This window comes from Burkholderia sp. Tr-20390 (assembly GCF_017104595.1).
In the GTDB taxonomy this organism is placed as follows: domain Bacteria; phylum Pseudomonadota; class Gammaproteobacteria; order Burkholderiales; family Burkholderiaceae; genus Burkholderia.
This window is the reverse complement of the sequence record NZ_JAAGPC010000013.1, coordinates 78,930-97,077: the sequence shown is the minus strand read 5'-3', so window position 1 is coordinate 97,077 and position 18,148 is coordinate 78,930. Positions and strand designations below refer to the sequence as shown.

The 18,148-nt window shown below is 64.0% G+C and carries 13 protein-coding genes; 12 read left to right on the top strand and 1 reads right to left on the bottom strand.

Features of this window, described 5'->3' with window-relative positions; translation table 11 throughout:
* The 6 genes from G3N98_RS06395 to G3N98_RS06370 all read left to right on the top strand — a co-directional run.
* Nucleotides 1-3,947 (top strand): hemagglutinin repeat-containing protein (locus G3N98_RS06395; protein WP_206147655.1); only part of this gene is annotated, 3,947 nt, incomplete at its 5' end.
* A gap of 1 nt (nt 3,948) precedes the next feature.
* Nucleotides 3,949-4,245, top strand: a complete 297-nt coding sequence (locus G3N98_RS06390; RefSeq protein WP_206147654.1) for a hypothetical protein — start codon at nt 3,949-3,951, stop codon at nt 4,243-4,245.
* 27 nt (nt 4,246-4,272) lie between these two features.
* Nucleotides 4,273-4,542 (top strand): CDI system lipoprotein BcpO, encoded by a 270-nt coding sequence (gene bcpO, locus G3N98_RS06385; RefSeq protein ID WP_346779071.1) that lies wholly within the window; start codon nt 4,273-4,275, stop codon nt 4,540-4,542.
* Nucleotides 4,543-4,566: 24 nt separating this feature from the next.
* On the top strand, nt 4,567-6,303 hold the full coding sequence (locus tag G3N98_RS06380) for a ShlB/FhaC/HecB family hemolysin secretion/activation protein (protein WP_206147652.1): 1,737 nt from the start codon (nt 4,567-4,569) through the stop codon (nt 6,301-6,303).
* A gap of 270 nt (nt 6,304-6,573) precedes the next feature.
* Nucleotides 6,574-6,873: a helix-turn-helix domain-containing protein gene (locus G3N98_RS06375; RefSeq protein ID WP_085038359.1), complete on the top strand. Its 300-nt coding sequence runs from the start codon at nt 6,574-6,576 to the stop codon at nt 6,871-6,873.
* Nucleotides 6,874-6,893: 20 nt separating this feature from the next.
* Nucleotides 6,894-8,246 (top strand): pyridoxal-dependent decarboxylase, encoded by a 1,353-nt coding sequence (locus tag G3N98_RS06370; RefSeq protein ID WP_206147651.1) that lies wholly within the window; start codon nt 6,894-6,896, stop codon nt 8,244-8,246.
* 3 nt (nt 8,247-8,249) lie between these two features.
* On the opposite strand, the gene G3N98_RS06365 is transcribed toward G3N98_RS06370, so the two are convergent.
* Nucleotides 8,250-9,167 (bottom strand): LysR substrate-binding domain-containing protein, encoded by a 918-nt coding sequence (locus tag G3N98_RS06365; protein ID WP_206147650.1) that lies wholly within the window; start codon nt 9,165-9,167, stop codon nt 8,250-8,252.
* A 144-nt stretch (nt 9,168-9,311) separates the two neighbouring features.
* On the opposite strand from G3N98_RS06365, the gene G3N98_RS06360 reads away from it, so the two are divergent.
* The 6 genes from G3N98_RS06360 (at nt 9,312) to G3N98_RS06335 (ending at nt 18,006) form a co-directional block, all read left to right on the top strand.
* Entirely contained in the window at nt 9,312-10,535 is a 1,224-nt protein-coding gene (locus G3N98_RS06360) for a Zn-dependent hydrolase (protein WP_206147649.1), read from the top strand.
* A gap of 119 nt (nt 10,536-10,654) precedes the next feature.
* Nucleotides 10,655-11,122 carry a cupin domain-containing protein gene (locus tag G3N98_RS06355; protein ID WP_206147659.1) on the top strand — a complete coding sequence of 156 codons (468 nt, stop codon included), beginning with the start codon at nt 10,655-10,657 and terminating at the stop codon, nt 11,120-11,122.
* Between the two features lie 454 nt (nt 11,123-11,576).
* Nucleotides 11,577-14,072, top strand: coding sequence for a GH92 family glycosyl hydrolase (locus G3N98_RS06350; protein WP_206147648.1), 2,496 nt, complete (start codon nt 11,577-11,579; stop codon nt 14,070-14,072).
* Nucleotides 14,073-14,138: 66 nt separating this feature from the next.
* Complete coding sequence (locus G3N98_RS06345) at nt 14,139-16,805, top strand: GH92 family glycosyl hydrolase (RefSeq protein WP_206147647.1); 2,667 nt, start codon at nt 14,139-14,141, stop codon at nt 16,803-16,805.
* 224 nt (nt 16,806-17,029) lie between these two features.
* Nucleotides 17,030-17,170 carry a hypothetical protein gene (locus G3N98_RS06340; protein ID WP_206147646.1) on the top strand — a complete coding sequence of 47 codons (141 nt, stop codon included), beginning with the start codon at nt 17,030-17,032 and terminating at the stop codon, nt 17,168-17,170.
* 14 nt (nt 17,171-17,184) lie between these two features.
* The gene (locus G3N98_RS06335; protein ID WP_206147645.1) at nt 17,185-18,006 is read left to right on the top strand and encodes an SDR family oxidoreductase; all 822 of its coding nucleotides are present in this window, start codon (nt 17,185-17,187) and stop codon (nt 18,004-18,006) included.
* Nucleotides 18,007-18,148 lie beyond the last annotated feature (142 nt).

Sequence of the window (18,148 nt, the reverse complement as noted above, 5' to 3'; positions counted from 1 at the left end):
CGTCGGCGAACGTGAAGGCCGGCAGCCTGCAGCTCGATGCCGGGAAAGACCTCATTCTCGATACGGGGACGAAGACGAACACGCGGGTGAGCCGCGACGGCGCGACGAGCGTGGTGACCACGCTCGGGCCGACCGCCAAACTCGACGTGGCGGGCGATGCGTCGATCACGACGGGCGGCAACTTCCAGCAGAACGCGGGCAACCTGTCGGTCGGCGGCAATCTCGGCATGAACGTCGGCGGTAACTGGGATCTCGGTGCGGTGCAGACGGGCGAGCACAAGATCGTGCAGCGGGCCAATGGCGTGTCGAATACCGACATCAACAAGGTAGTCGGGAGTTCGGTTAGCGTCGGCGGACAATCGAGCATCGGAGTCGGCGGCGATTTGACTGCGCGCGGCGCGCAGATTGACCTCGGCCAGGGTGGGACGATCGCGGCCAAAGGCAACGTCACGCTAGGCGCGGCGAGCGCGACCTCGACAGTGAACAGCAACAGTTCGGGCAGCGATAGTCATGGCAGTTACGCCGAGACGCTGCATACGTCGGATCAGGTGCTCACCGGCACGACGCTCAAGGGCGGCGACACAGTCACGCTTGCGTCGGGCAAGGATCTCACGATCAGTGGCAGCACGGTCAGCCTGGATAAAGGCAATGCGAATCTGATGGCGAGCGGCGATGTGAATATCGGCGCGGCAACAGAGGCGCACGAGCTGAATTCGCACGAAACGCACAGCCACAGCAATGTGGTGAGCGGCGCGAAGATCGCGAGCGGGATCGACCAGACGGCGACCTATAGCCAGGGCAGCACAGTATCAGCTGACGGCATCAACATCGTCAGCAACCGCGACATCAACGTGACCGGCAGCAACGTCGTGGGTACGAGCGACGTCACGTTGCAGGCCAAGCGCGACGTCAATATCAAGACATCACAAGATACGACTCAGTCGTCCAGCTACTACGAGAAGAAGGAATCGGGCCTGCTCACGAATGGCGGCCTGTCGGTGACGGTCGGTTCGCGCTCGACCGCACAGCAAGACCAAACCAGCTCGGTGACGAATAACGGGAGTGTGATCGGGTCATCGCAGGGCAATGTCACGATCCAGGCCGGCAAGGATGCGACGATTACGGGTAGCACGATTGTTGCTGGACAGGATGTCGGAATCGCTGCTCAGAACGTGACCGTGAATGCCGCGTACGACACGTACAAGGACGCGCAGTCGCAACAGTTCAGCCAATCGGGATTGAGCGTCGGATTGGGAGGCGGTCTCGTCGGGCTCGGGCAGTCGATGGCGGGCGCGGTCCGCCAGGGCCAGCAGTCGGGCGATTCGCGCCTCGCGGCGGTGCAAGCCGTGGCGGCAGCCGAACAGGCATACCAGAACCGTGGCGGGATCAAGGATGCCGCCAATGCCCTGTCGAACGGAAACGTGAGCGATGCCGCAAAGGGTGTTCAGGTGCAGCTAAGCATCGGATCGAGCCATAGCAGCAGCAATTCGACGACATCGATCTCGGATGCGAAAGGTTCGTCGATCATCGGTAACGGCAACGTATCCATTATCGCGACCGGCACGCCGGATGCGAACGGAAACGCCCAGGCGGGTACCGGGAACATTGCGATGACCGGAGCGTCGGTGCTCGGCAAGAACGTTGCGCTCGATGCCAACAACGCGATTACGCTGCAAAGCGCCCAGAGTACGGAGCAGAACACGAGTTCGAACAGTTCGACCGGCTGGAATGCAGGCGTCGCGATCGGGGTGGGCAAGAACACGGGGATCAGCGTTTTTGCTAACGGCTCGAACGCACATGGTCAAGGCAACGGGGACAGCGTCACGCAGACCAACACGACGGTGGCGGCTGGCAACAACCTGACTATGAAGTCGGGCGGCGACACGACGCTGTCGGGCGCGCGGGTGTCGGGCGATAAGGTCAAGGTGGATGTCGGCGGTGACCTGACGATGACGAGTCTTCAGGATACGTCGAACTACAGCAGCAACCAGCACAACACGGGGGTGAGCGGTAGCTTTACGTTTGGCTACGGTGGTGGCGTCGACGCATCGATCGGCCACACCAGCATCGACGCGAATTATGCGTCGGTGAACCAGCAAACTGGCATCGTGGCTGGCAAGGAAGGGTTAGATGTCAACGTGGCGGGCCATACGCAGCTCAACGGCGCACAGATCGCGAGCGCCGCACCTGCCGACAGCAATACGCTGACGACTGGCAGCCTCGGTTTTACCGACATCCAGAACAAGATGTCGTATTCGGGTTCGTCGGAAGGGTTTTCGACGTCGGGCGGGCCGAGCTTCGCGCAGACGGGCGACAACGCAAGCGGTGTCACGCACGCTGCGGTGAGCCCGGCAAAGATCGTCGTGAAGGCGGACGAACAGAACGGCACGGACAGCACGGCCGGCCTGTCGCGCGATACGGCAAACGCGAACCAGACAGTTGAGAATACGTTCAACCTGCAGAAGGTTCAGAACAATCTGGCGTTCGCGCAGGCGTTCGGCAAGGCCGCAACTTTCGCCGTAGCGGAAGCGGCGACGCAGCTCGAAAATAGCAGTCCGCAGATGAAGGCCTTGTTCGGCGAAGGTGGTGCCGGTCGTGACGCGTTGCACGCGGCGGTGGCGGCAATCGGGGCTGCGCTGTCAGGCGGGAACGTTGGCGGGGCGATTGCAGGTTCTCTGGCGGGAGACGTGTTGCAGTCTCTGGCGCAGCCAATCATTGATCAGACGGTAAGCCAGTTGCCGTTGGACGCGCAAACCGCTGCGCGGAAGGCTCTGAACGAGATCGTGGCGACAGCCGGCGGTGCCGCGGGCGGTGCACTCGCGGGTGGTGGCTCGTCGGGCGCTCTCGCCGGAGCGGGGTCGGCCAGCAACAACGAACTTTACAATCGGCAACTTCACCAGAGCGAAGCGGACAAGCTCAAGCAGCTTCAGAAAGGGCAAAGCCCCGAGCAGCAGTACAGACTCGCAGCCGCCGAATGTGCGCTCGTGCATTGTGCGGACAATATTCCGGACAATGACCCGAATAAGGCCGCGTTGCAAAAGATTCAAAGCGACGGCGCGCAGTACACGTACGAACAAAACGTACTGAAGAAAGCCGGTGCATTCGACGGCTATGGAGACCTGGACCGCTTATCTGACACCTACGATCGAAACCAGGTCTCCAATCGTCTTGTGGGTGCCGTTCAGGGCGTTGGAAGCGTGGCGGTTGCGGCAGGCGCAGTGACGGGCGGATGCGCGTCAGTGGCGGGCTGTGCGCTGGGTGCGGCCATTGCGGTAGGCGCGGTCGACTATGCAAAGTCAGGCTTCACCCAGATGATGTCGGGCAATTTGACGCCGACCTATGGTGAGCAAGCCTTGGAAAGCCTCGGTATGAGCCCGACGGGAGCGGCACTGGTATACGGTGCGCTCAACCTCGGCGGCGCTGCGGTTCAAACAGTGATCGCCGGCCGCGCAATCGATGCGGCTGCTGCCGCTAACGCTTGGGCGAAGGGTACTTATAACGGCTCAAGCAGCGCAGAATATTCGGGGCCTCTCTACCGTTATCAGTTGCCGAAGTATACTGAAGATACGTGGAATCTCTTTGATGGCAACGTTGATTTAAATCACCGATATTCCCAGAAAGGGGTTGGCGCAGTTTATACCTCGACCTCGCCGCAAACGGCATATGACGAGGTGACTAGCTATACTGCACTTAATGGTAAGGTTTTGGTAACCAAGAATTTTGTAATAAATAATGTACTGGATCTGACCGATCCGGCCGCACGCCAAGCATTAGGGGTGACGCTGGATCAGATCACTCAGCCGAGTCACGGAGGTACTTCTTATGACGCGACGCAAGCCATTAGCAATTGGGCGAGGCAGCAAGGGTATCAGGCAATTTTGGCACCATCTGCTCAAAATCCTGGGGGTGTCAACCTGGTTTCGTTCAAGTCATTGGGAAAACACTGAAATGGACGATTTTCCAAAGGGATGGGAAGACGTTGTTAAGATTATGAAGGCCGAATGGATTGATAATGATGTAACGAGAGAGCTTTCTCGTCGAGTTTCTGATTCAGATATTGCAATTGTTATTTGGGGGTGCATGAAGGATGATTCACTTCCGTGGTTGGATTACAAGATGCCTGCCGCAGGAAGAAACAAACCGATCGATCTTCTTAAGTCGAAGAAAGGAAAGGCGGAGATTCGATGGATATTGATATCCAATCCTTGGTGGCCGGCAATGGGGAAGCGCAACGAGTCTGAATAGGATTTTGGCAAAGCCCTCTATGAACATATGGTGCGAACGGATCGTTGTGCAAATACGCTTCTGGGGCGCATAGCAATGAAGTCAAAACTCTGGTTATCGGTTATGTCGCTCGCAATGTTGGCATCATTGGGAGCATGTGAGACGGCCCCACCAGGAGCCCCACCGCGTCCTCCGCCAAAGCCTGAAATGGAACCCGTGTTGCCCTCTTGGTCGAGCACGATCTGGGTTATGGGCTTTTGGAAATGGAGCGGCACCGAATGGGTTTGGATTCCGGGACACCTTGCACCCAAGCCATAAGATCGAACTAAGAACACCACATCTATGACAATCCGTACCCCGGCCGTCCTGCTGTCGGCCGCATGGCTGATACCAATGGCAGTGTCGGCGCAAGAAGCTCCCCGTCTCATCATTCCGGGCAACGACCAGCAAACCCGACAGCAGGAAGAGGCACGAGAGCGTGAACGGGTAGTCTCCGCGCCCGGGGTGCGATCGGAAGTGGTGCGAAGTGCTGAGTATCCAACGCTGCCTTCTGAAACGCCTTGCTTTCGGATCGAGCGTTTCGTACTCGAAGTACCCGATGCGCTGCCTGCTTCCCTGAAATCGCAAGGCGCGTCGGCATTGCCGATGGATCGCTTCGCATTCGCGCGTGAATGGATTGGGCACTACGTGGGCGAGTGCGTTGGCAAACAGGGTCTCGATTTGCTCGTCAAAGGCTTGTCGCAAGCGATCCTGGCGCGCGGTTATGTGACGACGCGCGTGCTGCTGCCCGAACAGGATCTGTCGACTGGCACCCTCAAGTTTTCACTGATCCCTGGCGTAATCCGCCATGTGCATTTTGCCGACGAGAAGCTCCGCGGTACGTGGAAAACCGCCTTTCCGACTCGCGACGGCGAACTACTGAACCTGCGCGACCTCGAACAAGGCCTCGAACAGATGAAGCGCGTGACGAGCCAGGACGTATCGATGCAGATCGTCCCAGCCGACGTTCCCGGCGAAAGCGACGTGGTGCTCGACGTAAAGCGCACTAAACCCTGGACGGTCGTCGCTTCGATCGACAACTCGGGCACGCGCGCGACGGGCCGCCTTCAGGGCAACTTGTCGCTCGGTATCGACAATCCCCTTGGCCTGAACGATATCTTCAACATTGGCGTGAGCCAGGATCTGGAATTCGGCGACAAGCGACTCGGCTCGCATGGCTGGAACGGCTTCTACTCGATCCCGTGGGGCTATTGGACCGCCACACTATCGGCGTACACCAACACGTACTACCAGCAAATCGCTGGCGTGAATCAGACGTTCATCGCGAGCGGCAATTCGAAGACGGTCGATTTCAAGCTGAACCGCGTGTTGTCACGCAGCCAGAACGACGTCTTTGGCACACAATTCCGGCTTTCGCGCCGCTTCGGCCAGAGCTTTATCGAGGACACGGAGATTCCGCAGCAGCGCCGCAACAACACATTCGTCGAATTTGGCCTGACCGATCGCCACTATTTCGGCAACGCGCAGTTCGACGGGACGCTTGCGTACCGGCAGGGCATCGGCGCGTTCGGTGCACAGGACGACATCCTGGCCGGCGACGGTGGCCCGACCTACCGTTACAAGATGGCCGTGCTCGACGCGAACCTGTCGGTGCCATTCGTCATCGCGCAGCAGCCGTTCCGCTACGTGACGACGTTCCATGGCCAGTACACGGGCAATACGCTGTACTACATCGATGACCTGACGATCGGCAGCCGTTACACAGTGCGCGGATTCGACGGGGAAACCATGCTGGCCGCCTCGCGTGGCTTCTATTGGCGTAACGAACTGCAGGCGCCGATCGGCCAAACCGGGCAGGCGGTATATGCGGGCATCGACTACGGCCGCGTGTGGGGCCCGCAGCCGATCACACTCGTCGGCACGCAGCTGGCCGGCGCCGTGATCGGCGTGAAGGGCAGCGTCGCGACTCGATTGGGCGCCTACGGTTACGACCTGTTTGCCGGTACACCGATCTACAAGCCATCCGGATTCCCGACGGCACGAGTGACAGTGGGTTTTCAGGTCACGGCACAGTTTTGATGACGGAGGAAACGCCGATACCCGGCCCGCGATCGGTTGAGACGGCACTGGCCGGGATCATCGCGATCTCGATCTGTGTCGTTGCTTGCTGCAGGTGATCTGAACGGCACTCGCGTATCGGCGCCCCAGAACTGTCTTAGTCGCTGAAGCGTAAAGACGTAACCTATGCTGGGTGCGGGCACCGCTGCCGTCGCGAGAATCTCCTGGCAAACCGATTGCCCATATTTCGTCATTTGGCTAATATTCAAAACGTTAAATGAAACCGAACCCATGGACGACGTCACCCGTATCAGCGCACTGGCCAACGAAAGCCGTCTGGCCGTGATGCGCTGGCTCAAGCAGCCGCGCAAGCATTTCCCGCCGCAGCCGCACGGCGATGTCGACGAACTCGGCGTGTGCTGCACGTACATCACCGAGAAGCTCGGCATCGCGCCGGCCACGACCACGCGCCACATGCGCATCCTCGCGGATGCCGGGCTCGTGCAGGCGACCCGCGTCGGCAAGTTCACGTACTACAAGCGGATCGACGGCGCGCTGCAGCAGCTCGGCCGCGATCTTTTGCAACTCTGACTCACACCGAGGCAACCGACATGGACGAACTTGCATTGCTGGCCGACGCTGACCGGCGCGCGCACGCGTATCTGGCCGCGCCGAACGAGCGGCGCGCGTTTCCCGACGCGGCCGCACTGGCCGGCCTGGCGGCGTTCGACGAGCCGCTGCCCGATACGGGCCGCCCCGCCGACGACGTGCTGCGCCTGCTTGACGAGCGCGGCACGCCTGCGACCGTCGCGTCGAACGGCCCGAACTACTTCGGTTTCGTGATCGGCGCCACGCTGCCGGCCGCGGCGGCGGCCGAGCGGTTGATGCTCGCGTGGGACCAGTGCGCGTCGTCCTATGCGAATTCACCGGTCGCCGCGACGATCGAGCGCCAGGCCGCGCGCTGGGTCGTCGACGTGCTCGGATTGCCTGAGGGCAGCGCGGTCGGTTTCGGCACGAGCGCGACGGCCTGCACGCTCGTCGCGCTGGTGGCCGCGCGGCGCGCGCTGCTCGCGCGCAAGGGCTGGGACGTCGACGCGGACGGCCTGATCGGCGCGCCCGAAGTGAAGGTCGTGATCTCCGAGCTTGCGCACATCACGGTGAAGAAGGCGCTGCGCGTGCTCGGTTTCGGGATGAAGCGCCTCATCGTCGCGCCGGTCGACACGCACGGCCGGATCGACCCGGCACAGCTGCCGGCGCTCGATGACATGACGATCCTCTGCGTGCAGGCCGGCGAAGTGAACACGGGCGAGTTCGATCCGTTCGCGGCGCTGATTCCGCCCGCGAAGGCGGCCGGTGCGTGGGTGCACGTCGACGGCGCGTTCGGCCTGTGGGCCCGCGCCTCGTCGAAGCGCGCGCTGACGGACGGCATCGACGGCGCGGACAGCTGGACCACCGACGGCCACAAGTGGCTCAACACGCCGTACGACGGCGCGATGGTGATCTGCAGCGACGCGGCCGCGCTCGCGACCGCGATGAACAGCGACGCCGTGTACCTGAGCGGCGCGCAGGACGCGCAAAAGAACCTGAACCTCGAATTCTCGCGGCGCGCGCGCGGCATCCCCGTATGGGCTGCATTGCGTTCGCTCGGCCGCGCCGGCGTGGCCACGATGGTCGAGCAGCATTGCGCGCAGGCGGCGCGGGTCGCGGACGGCCTGCGTGCGGCCGGCTACGACGTGCTGAACCGCGTCGTGCTGAACCAGGTGCTCGTGCGCGCCGGCACCGACGATGAAACGGCGGCGATCCTCGCGGCCGCGCAGGCGTCGGGCGACGTGTGGTTCGGTGCGACGGTGTGGCAGGGGCGGCCGGCGTTCCGGATCAGCGTGTCGTCGTGGCGTACCGAAGACGCGCACATCGATCGTCTCGTGGCCTTGCTGACGGAGCTGCGCGGCGTGCACGTGCGCTGAGCATCATGCGCCATCCGTGCCCTGAACGGTTGCAGCCGCCCCCTTCAGGCACTCGATGAAATGCAGCGCGGCAGGCGTCAGCAACGCATGCCGCCGCATCACGATCGCGACCGTCAACGCGGGCATCGGCTCGGCAAGATCCAGCGCGACGATGCCGCGTGACTTGCGTTCGACGTCGGCGAGCGGCCGCGCGAACACGCCGAGCGCATCCGTTTGCGACACGAGCCCGAGCGTCGCGGCAAACGACGGGCAGTGGATTACCCGCTTCGGCACGTCGATGCCGAACGGCATGAAGATCGAGCGCACCAGATCGTCTCCCTCGTCGCCGTAGCGCGGCACGCACCATTGCGCATCGACGAGCTCGCGCAGCGAGCGGGCGCGCGCGAGCCGATGCCGGCTTCTCGCGACGACCGCGAACGCCGTCCGGAACAACGGAATGCTCGCGAATTCGTCGGGGTCCGGTATCGCGTTCGACAACTGATGCGTGACGATGAAGTCGAGCGAGCCGTCGCGCAGTCGCGCGAGGTCCGTCGCGGTCAGCGCATCGTCGACGTTCAGCGTCGCGCCGGGCAGCTCGCGCGAGAACGTGGTGAATGCACGCGGCAGGAGCGTCAGCGCGACGGTCGGGCTGACCGCGATCGACACCGAGCCGGTCGTGCCGAGCCGCAACTGCTCGATTTCGTCGCGCGTGCGCTGGATCTCCTCGACGATCAGCCGCGCGCGAATCGCAAACGCGCTGCCGTAATCGGTCAGCGCAATTCCCTTTACGCTGCGCACGACGAGCGGCACGCCGAGTTCCAGTTCGAGCTCGCGCACGATGCTGCTGATCGCCGGTTGCGTGACGCCGAGCGCGCGCGCCGCGCCGCGAATGGTGCGATGCGCGGCGACCGCGAGAAACGCATCGAGCTGCTTGAGCTTCATGAATGACCGATCCGAATATTAAGGAAGCGCGGGCTGCCGGGCCGAACGCCGGGTGACAAGAAAAAGTTATCGACCACAACGAAATCTTGGATTTTTCTTATTGGGTCGAGTGTATATGCTCGGTGCTTTTCAGGAGCGGTCACGATGATTCTCGTTAACCAGCAACGGCTGTGGGATTCGCTGATGGAGATGGCGACGATCGGCGCGACCGCGCACGGCGGCAGCTGCCGGCTCGCGCTGAGCGACGACGATGCGCGCGGCAGGCGCCGCTTCATCGCGTGGTGCGAAGCAGCCGGTTGCGAAATCCGCATCGATCCGATCGGCAACGTGTTCGCGCGCCGGCCGGGCACGGAACCGGGTTTGCCGCCCGTGACGTGCGGCAGCCATCTCGACACGCAGCCGCTCGGCGGCCGCTTCGACGGCGTCTATGGCGTGCTCGCGGGCCTCGAAGCGATTCGTACGCTGAACGAGCGCGGCCTTGAAACGCGGCATCCGATCGACGTCGTCGCGTGGACCAACGAAGAGGGTTCGCGCTTCACGCCGGGCATGATGGGCTCGGCCGTCTATGCCGGCGCGCTGGATCTCGACTACGCACTGGATCGCCCGTGCATGCAGACGGGCGCGCTGCTGCGCGACGAACTCGAACGCACGGGCTTCGCCGGCCCCGCGCGCGAGCGGCAGATGCCGAAGGCGTATTTCGAAGCGCATATCGAGCAAGGGCCGGTGCTGGAGCAGGCCGGCTTGCCGATCGGCGTCGTGACGGGCGTGCAGGGCATCTACGAACTCGACGTCACGGTGACCGGCTTCGAGTCGCATGCGGGCACGACGCCGATGAGCGTGCGCCGTGACGCGATGGGCGCGGCGGCCGCGATGATCGCCGCGATCGTCGAGCACGGTCACACCTTCGACGACGATGCGCGCGTGACGGTCGGCCATGTCGCGTGCCAGCCGAATTCGCCGAGCACGATTCCGGGCAAGGTCAGGTTCAGCGTCGACGTGCGCCACCCGTCGCAGGCGGCGTTGCAGCAACTGGTCGCCGACATCGAGGCGATCTGCATGCAGCGCACCGCGCTGCGCGGCACGAGCGTGCAGGTCGAGACGATCGCCGAATACGAGCCGGTGGTGTTCGATGCGGAATGCGTCGAGCGCGTGCGGCAGGCAACGGCTGCCGCCGGCTATCCGTACAAGGAGATGTGCAGCGGCGCGGGGCACGACGCGGTGAACCTGTCGTACGTCGCGCCTTCCGCGATGGTGTTCGTGCCGTGCAAGGCCGGCTTGAGCCACAACGAAGCGGAAGATGCCGATCCGGTGCACCTCGCGCAAGGCGCGTCGGTGCTGGCGAACCTGCTGGCCGATTGCGCGCGCTAGCCATGCGAGATGGCGGAGTTCGCGACACCTCTACAAGCGTAAAAATGTCGGACAATGGCCGCTGCGCGCGCCAAGCTGGCGCCGCGTTCAACCAAAGAATTCACGTTTGCGAGATCCCCATGTCGACTCCCTTTCCCCGGGAACTGCTGAAGGCCGCCGATATCGCGAAGATGGAACCGACGCGCGCGGTGCATTCGCTGAATCCCAATGCCGTTCGTCTCAAGCGACAACTCAGCGACCTGACCGGCTTGACGCAATTCGGTGTTCACCTGCTCACGCTGATGCCCGGTCACGAATCGGCCGAGTACCACCGTCACCTGTACGAAGAAGAGTTCGTGTACGTGCTGTCCGGGACGGGCGCGGTCACGATCGGCGAACGCGCCAGTGAAATCGGGCCGGGCGATTTTCTGGGCTTTCCGCGCGGCGGAGAAGCGCATACGGTGCAGAACACCGGCGATACGCCGCTGGAGCTGCTCGTCGGCGGGCAGCGGCTCGAACACGACGTCTGCGAATACCCGCGACTCGGCAAGCGGCTTTATATCGCCGGCGAGCTCGAGGACTATGTCGATCTGCCGAAGCAGGCCTGACGCGATCCGCTTCAAGTCGCTCGATGACTCGCCCAGACGAGGCATGCGACATAAATGTCCGAAATTTGTAGATTTTTTTCGGACATTTTCGTCGCTCGGTCGAAACAAGTCACAGCGTCAGCCACAATTGCCAATCACATATCCAATATTCCATTCCACATAAAAACCGAATCAATGACCTCGTGTTTAGATAAACGAAATAAAAATTCGTAAAAACACGGGGTAGAGAAAACGCGTTTATTTGGGCACGCTTGTGCGCATTGTTCGTTGCGGGGCGCCGGTATTTCGACATGCCGGCGCGTCTGTTTCCAGGTGCGCGCATTCGGCAATAACGACACGCACCCGGGATTTTCGACCGATTGGCCGGGCAAGCGGAATTCATCAAAAGCATCCTGATTTAAAGCTCAGTAGTTCGAATCAACATCCTGATTCAAGAACGATACGGAGACGGGCGATGTCCAGGAACTGGGGGTTGGGAACGGCGCTGCTGGCGCTGTGCGTGGTCTTGTCTGCCTGCGGCGGTGATGGCGATTCACCGTCGGTGGCCGCGGCGAACCTGTCGGCTGCCGCGCAGTCGCAGGGCAATCAAGACGGCAACGGCGGCAACGGTAACGAGAACGAGAACGAGAACGACAACAGCAACGGCAACGGCAACGGCAACGGCAACGAGTCGTCGAAGAAAAACGCCGACATCCACGTCGCGCAGTACGTCAATCCGCTGATCGGCACCGACTACGCGACCGACCAGCCGGCCGACCCGGTCGGCTCGGGTCTCGGCGGCGGCACGTTCCCGGGGCCGACGGTCCCGTTCGGGATGATGCAATGGAGCCCGATGACACCGACCGCCCAATACGACAGCAGCAAGGGCGACGGCTCCGGTTTCTCCGGCGGCTATTGGTACGGCGACACCTCGATCAATGCATTCAGCATCCTGCACCTGAGCGGCACCGGCTGCTGGGCGAACGGCGGCTACCTGAACGTGATGCCGCAGCTCGCGCCTGGCGACGCCGGCACGCCGGCCAGCTTCACTCACGCGAACGAAACTGCGCAGGCCGGCTATTACGGCGTCACGCTCGGCAACGGCATCAAGGCCGAGCTGACGACGACGGTGCGCACCGGCTTCGCGCGCTTCACGTATCCGGCGCTCGCGCAGGGCCAGCAGGCGACGATTGCGATCGATCCGACCGTGCTGAACAACCGCGCGCAGGGCACGACGAGCGACACGATCAGCCAGGTCGGCGACCGCGCATTGTCGGGCACGATCGCGGGCGGCGGATTCTGCTGGGCCGGGCATGCGGTGCCCGTCTACTACTACGCGGAATTCAGCCAGCCGTTCGCGTCGAAGCCGGCGTTGTCGAACAACAGCCCGGTGACGGTGACGTTCAATGTCGACCGCAAGCATCCCGACGTGATGATGAAGCTCGGCATCTCGTTCGTCAGCGAAGCGAATGCGAAGGCGAACCTGCGCGCGGAGAATCCGGAAACGGATACGCAAGGCAACCGGAACTGGCGGTTCGACACCGTGCGCCGCGCGGCGAGCGCCGCGTGGAATGCGCGCCTGAACGCGATCCAGGTCACCGGCGGCAGCGACGCCGACAAGACGAAGTTCTACACCGCGCTGTATCACGCGTCGCTGCACCCGAACGTGTTCAACGACGTGAACGGCCAGTATCCGGACTTCTACGCGTCGAACGGCGCAGCGGCCGCGCCGACGCGTCAGGTCGAGAAAGGCCGCACGATGTACGCGAACTTCTCCGGCTGGGACATCGACCGCTCGTTCATCCAGCTGCAGGCGCTGCTCGATCCGGTGCGCACCGGCGACATCGTGCAGTCGCTCGTGCTCGATGCGAAGGCGTGCGGCGCGTTCCCGCGCTGGGCGTACTTCAATACCGAGACGGCCGTGATGCCGGGCGATGCGGGCTCGATCATCGTCGCGAACGCGCATGCGTTCGGCGCGACGAACTTCGATACGCAGGCCGCGCTGTCGATCATGAAGAACAGCACGGCGCCGGGCGCCGCGTGCGCCGGCACGCCGGTGATGGGCAGCCGCGCGGACTACGACCGGCTCGGCTACGTGCCGTCGTCGGGATCGGGCGACAACCAGACCGCCTCGAACACGCTCGAATACGCGGTGCGCGATTTCGCGGTGTCGCGCTTCGCGACGGCGCTCGGCGACACGACGACGGCAGGCACGCTGCTGAAGTCGAGCGGCAACTGGCACAACCTGTTTGACCGGGGCGCGATCCAGCCGAAGACGGCGGCCGGCGCGTGGGTCACCGATGGCACCGGCTTCATGGAAGGCAATGCCGAGCAGTACACGTGGTACGTGCCGCACGATCTCGCCGGCGTGGTCGCGCAGGCGGGCGGCGGCGTGCCGGTCGTCAAGCGGCTCGACACGTTCTTCACGCACCTGAACATCGGCACCGTGCAGCCGTATTTCTACGTCGGCAACGAAGTGACGATGGCCGTGCCGTGGGTCTACGCATGGGCCGGTGCGCCGTCGCATACGCAGCGCGTGCTGCATGCGTCGCTCGCGAACGAGTTCGGCACCGGCGCGGCCGGGCTGCCGGGCAACGATGATCTCGGCGCGATCTCGGGCTGGTATGTATGGGCCGCGCTCGGTCTTTATCCGGTCGTGCCGGGCGTCAGCGGTGTCGCGCTGTCGAGCCCGCAGTTCGAGAAGATCACGGTGCGCGTCGGGCAGAAGGACGGCAGCTACCGACTGTTGCACATCGTCGCGCCGGGTGCAGGCTCCAGCGATGCTGCGTCGTTCTATGTGAAGTCGTTGAAGCTGAACGGCGCGCCGTACGCGACCGCGTGGCTGCCGCTCGAGCAGATCGCGAAGGGCGGGAAGCTGTCGTACGCGATGACGGCCGACGCGAGCGCCACGACGTGGGGCACCGACGCATCGGCGATGCCGTCGTTTCCGCTGGCGGCCAGCGCGCCGTAACGGCCAGGGAGATCAACGAGCGGTTCTTGCCAACAGGATCGACGCAGAGAGAGGGGGGACGAACGGATGAAGCTACGTCATGTGGTGGGTATCGGGTGCCTTGCCGTGTTGTCGGGGTGCGGCGGTGATCAGGGTTCGACGGATGCGAGCGTGCTCGCGCAGCGGTCGAACGTGCAGGGCAACCAGAACGATCAAGGCAACCAGAACGACCAGGGCGATCAGAACGATCAAGGCGAAAACGGCGGCGCGGCCAAGCGGTCGGTGCTGCACAGCGTCGATCCGATGATCGGTACCGCGAATCTCGACATCAACGCGGACTGGAGCAGCGGCGTGCGCGGTCACGGCCACGTGTACCCGGGCGCGACCGTGCCGTTCGGGATGGTGCAGCTCGGGCCGGACACGACCGGCGGCGCGCACACGCTGCCGTGGAACTGGGATCGCACGTCGGGCTACCAGTACGACGATCCGTTCATCACCGGCTTCACGCATACGCACCTGTCGGGCACCGGCATCGGCTCGGGCGGCGAAGTGCGGTTCCTGCCGACGCTCGCGCCGGTCGACACCGCGACGCTGGCGAAGGTCGCCGCCGATTCGTCGATCACCTACAACGCGTCGTTCAGCCACGACGACGAAACCGCGAGCCCCGGCTACTACCGCGTGAAGATGGCGCCGGTCGGCAGCGGCAACACGCCGTGGAACGTGCAGGGCGCGAAAATCCTCGCGGAGATGACGGCCACCACGCATGCGGGCGTGCATCGCTACACGTATTTCCCGAGCGCGGCCGCGCAGAAGCGCAGCATGATCGTCAGCATCGACAATCCGATCGGCGGCTCGACCGCGAGCGGCAAGATCCAGGTGATCGATGCGCAGACGATCGCCGGCTGGGAAATCACGAACAACTGGGCGAACAACAAGCCGACGTATTTCGTCGCGCGTTTCTCGAAGCCGTTCGATACGAAGCACGTTGCATTCAGCGCGGACGGCTTCAAGGCCTACCTGACGTTCGCCGACGGCAACGACAGCGGCGGCGCGGTGACGGTGAAGGTCGGCATCTCGCCGTCGAGCGTCGCGGATGCGCAGGCCAATCTTGCCTCGGAAGTCGGCGCGAAGTCGTTCGACCAGATGCGCGGGGCGGCCGAGCGCGTGTGGAGCGCCGCGCTCGACCGGATCCGGATCAAGGGCGGCAGCGCCGACCAGCGGACGATGTTCTACACGTCGCTGTACCGCACGATGCTCGCGCCGACCGTCTACAACAATGCGGACGGCAGCTACGTCGGCACCGATTCGACCAACGACGGCACGACGTCGCCGCCGACCACGAGCAAGCATGCGAATCCGGGCTTCGACTACTCGTCGACATTCTCGCTGTGGGACACCTTCCGCGCCGAGTCGCCATTGATGACGCTGGTGCAGCCCGAGCGCGTCGACGGCTGGGTGAAGTCGCTGCTCACGCAGTTCAGGCAGAACGGCAAGGGCGAACTGCCGGTGTGGCCGCTCGCGCAGACGGAAACCTTCACGATGGCCGGCCACCCGTCGATCCCGCTGATCGCCGATGCGTACCTGAAGCACCTGACGAGCGCGGGCATCGACGACATCTGGACTGCATTGACGACCACGCAGAACGCGAGCGCGCACGGCTTCGACCAGTACCGGCAGAGCGGCTACGTGACCGCGGGCGACAACGCATCGGTGTCGACGACGCAGGACTATTCGTTCGACGACTGGGCGACGGCAGCAGTCGGCAAGGCGGCGGGCAAGAGCACGGCCGACTACCGGCCGTACCTGCAGCGCAGCCAGAACTACCGCAACGTATTCAACCCGGTGCCGAACAACGGCTGGAAGTTTGCGCAGCCGAAGGATGCGCAGGGCAACTGGGTCGCGGGCTTCGACCCGACGGCCGCCGAGAAGACGGACTTCTCCGAATCGAATTCGTGGGTCGATACGTGGAACATCTTCCACGACTTCCCCGGCCTCGTGGCGCTGCTCGGCGGCAAGAGCCAGTTCATCGCGCAGCTCGACCGCACGTTCGATCCGGCCAATCCGCTGACCTTCCTCAACAACCAGGGCTTTCCGGACCTGACCGGACGCAGCGGCCAGTTCTTCGCGGGGAACGAGCCGGCAAACCACCTGCCGTACCTGTACGACGTCGCGGGGATGCCGTCGAAGACGCAGGATCGCGTGCGTTCGGTGATGGACGACATGTACTCGCTGACGCTGACGGCCGGCGATCGCGCGCTGCTCAGCGGCGACAGCCTGAAGGCTGCGCTGGCCGACCCGCGCCGCGTGCGCGATGCGGCAATTCCCGGCAACGACGATTGCGGGCAGTTGTCCGCGTGGTACGTGCTGTCCGCGCTCGGCATCTATTCGCTGAATCCGGTGGGCGGCGTGTTCTACCTCGGCACGCCGCTGTTCGAGGAGGCGACGATCGACATTCCGGTGGCGTCGGGCGGCGGGGACGGCAAGAGCCTGAAGTTCGGTGCGACGCGGCGCTTCAAGGTGACCGCGCATACGGCCGGCGGCGGCGCGCCGTCATCGGTGAATCGCTACGTCCAGTCGGTCAGCCTGAACGGCACGCCGCTGCATCGGCCGTACATCACGTACGACGAGATGAAGGCCGGCGGCACGCTCGACTTCGTGATGGGGTCGACGCCGAACGACGCATGGGTGAGCACCTGGAACGGGCAGGATCCGAACAGCGCGCTCGCGCCGTCGCTGGCGCTGGCCGGCAAGTAGCGGTCGCAAGCGGCCCGCTGCGACGCGGGCCGCTTCTCTTTCCCTTCATTTGACGGGACGGTGCGGGTCACGGCTGCGGGGCAGGAAGCGGCCTGCCCCGGGGATCTGTCCTTGGGCCGCGCGGCGGGGACCCCATGCGCCAATGCGGTGACTGCTTCGGCGGCTCACACGCGAACGGGGCGCGACAGCAGGCGATGGTTTCCGTCCCGGCCGGCAGATCGCTCATGCCGCTCCGGCTCGGCATCGAACGGATCCGGCACCAGACGGCCGGCCGCTTCGGCTTGACCGGTTCAATCCCGGTGGTGGTCGCCGTCACGTTCGTGTCATGGGGCGTCGTCGCGCTTATGATGCGGGAACGCCACTGACAGGGTTCCCCGATATGGACGCGCCGCTCCCGCCGATGTCTGCCCCGATTTCCGAAACGGAACCTGAAACCGAAACCGTCGCCGAGCCGCGCGCATCGCGCGTGCATCGGCCGGTCGCGCTCGTCACCGGATCGACGTCGGGGATCGGCGCGGCGATCGCGCGCCGCCTGGCGGCAGACGGCTACGCGGTGATCCTGCATTCGCGCCGCTCGGCCGACGAGGGGCGTGCGATGGCGCGCGAACTCGGCGGAGCTTATGTGCAGGCCGATCTCGCGGACGAAACCGAGCGTGTGCGGTTGATCCGCGAGGCCGTTGCCGTGCACGGGCGGCTCGACGTGCTCGTCAACAATGCGGGCGTCAGCCGCGTGATTCCGCATGACGATCTCGCTGCGGCGACGCCCGACGTGTGGCGCGAGATGCACGAGATCAATGTGATCGCGCCGTTCCGGCTCGTCGCCGAGGCGGAGGCTGCGCTGCGCGAGGCGGCATCGCACGGGCGGGCCGGGTGCGTGGTGAACGTCAGCTCGCATGCGGGCGTGCGGCCGAAAGGTGCGTCGATTCCGTATGCGGCGGCGAAGGCCGCGCTCAATCACACGACGCGGCTGCTCGCGAAAACGCTCGCGCCGGCGATTCGCGTCAATGCGGTCGCGCCGGGGCTCGTCGATACGCCGCTCACGGCCGACTGGACGGATGCGCAGCAGCTCTGGCGCGAGCGCGCGCCGATGCGACGTGCGGCGACGCCGGACGACATCGCGCAGACGGTCGCGATGCTCGTCGCGTCCGACTATGTGACGGGCGAGATCGTGATGCTCGACGGGGGAATGAACCTGACTTGAGGCGGTGGCTCGGGGACTCGGTGGCTCGGTGGCTCGGTGGCTCGGAGACTCGGTGGCTCGGAGACTCGGAGACTCGGAGACTCGGAGACTCGGAGACTCGGAGACTCGGAGACTCGGAGACTCGGAGAAGCGGAGAAGCGGA

Excerpts from the sequence above, each read along its gene's own strand:
- G3N98_RS06390 (WP_206147654.1), top strand. The coding sequence starts at position 3,949 with ATGGACGATTTTCCAAAGGGATGGGAAGACGTTGTTAAGATTATGAAG.
- bcpO (WP_346779071.1), top strand. The coding sequence starts at position 4,273 with ATGGTGCGAACGGATCGTTGTGCAAATACGCTTCTGGGGCGCATAGCA.
- G3N98_RS06380 (WP_206147652.1), top strand. The coding sequence starts at position 4,567 with ATGACAATCCGTACCCCGGCCGTCCTGCTGTCGGCCGCATGGCTGATA.
- G3N98_RS06375 (WP_085038359.1), top strand. The coding sequence starts at position 6,574 with ATGGACGACGTCACCCGTATCAGCGCACTGGCCAACGAAAGCCGTCTG.
- G3N98_RS06370 (WP_206147651.1), top strand. The coding sequence starts at position 6,894 with ATGGACGAACTTGCATTGCTGGCCGACGCTGACCGGCGCGCGCACGCG.
- G3N98_RS06365 (WP_206147650.1), bottom strand. The coding sequence starts at position 9,167 with ATGAAGCTCAAGCAGCTCGATGCGTTTCTCGCGGTCGCCGCGCATCGC.
- G3N98_RS06360 (WP_206147649.1), top strand. The coding sequence starts at position 9,312 with ATGATTCTCGTTAACCAGCAACGGCTGTGGGATTCGCTGATGGAGATG.
- G3N98_RS06355 (WP_206147659.1), top strand. The coding sequence starts at position 10,655 with ATGTCGACTCCCTTTCCCCGGGAACTGCTGAAGGCCGCCGATATCGCG.
- G3N98_RS06350 (WP_206147648.1), top strand. The coding sequence starts at position 11,577 with ATGTCCAGGAACTGGGGGTTGGGAACGGCGCTGCTGGCGCTGTGCGTG.
- G3N98_RS06345 (WP_206147647.1), top strand. The coding sequence starts at position 14,139 with ATGAAGCTACGTCATGTGGTGGGTATCGGGTGCCTTGCCGTGTTGTCG.
- G3N98_RS06340 (WP_206147646.1), top strand. The coding sequence starts at position 17,030 with ATGCCGCTCCGGCTCGGCATCGAACGGATCCGGCACCAGACGGCCGGC.
- G3N98_RS06335 (WP_206147645.1), top strand. The coding sequence starts at position 17,185 with ATGGACGCGCCGCTCCCGCCGATGTCTGCCCCGATTTCCGAAACGGAA.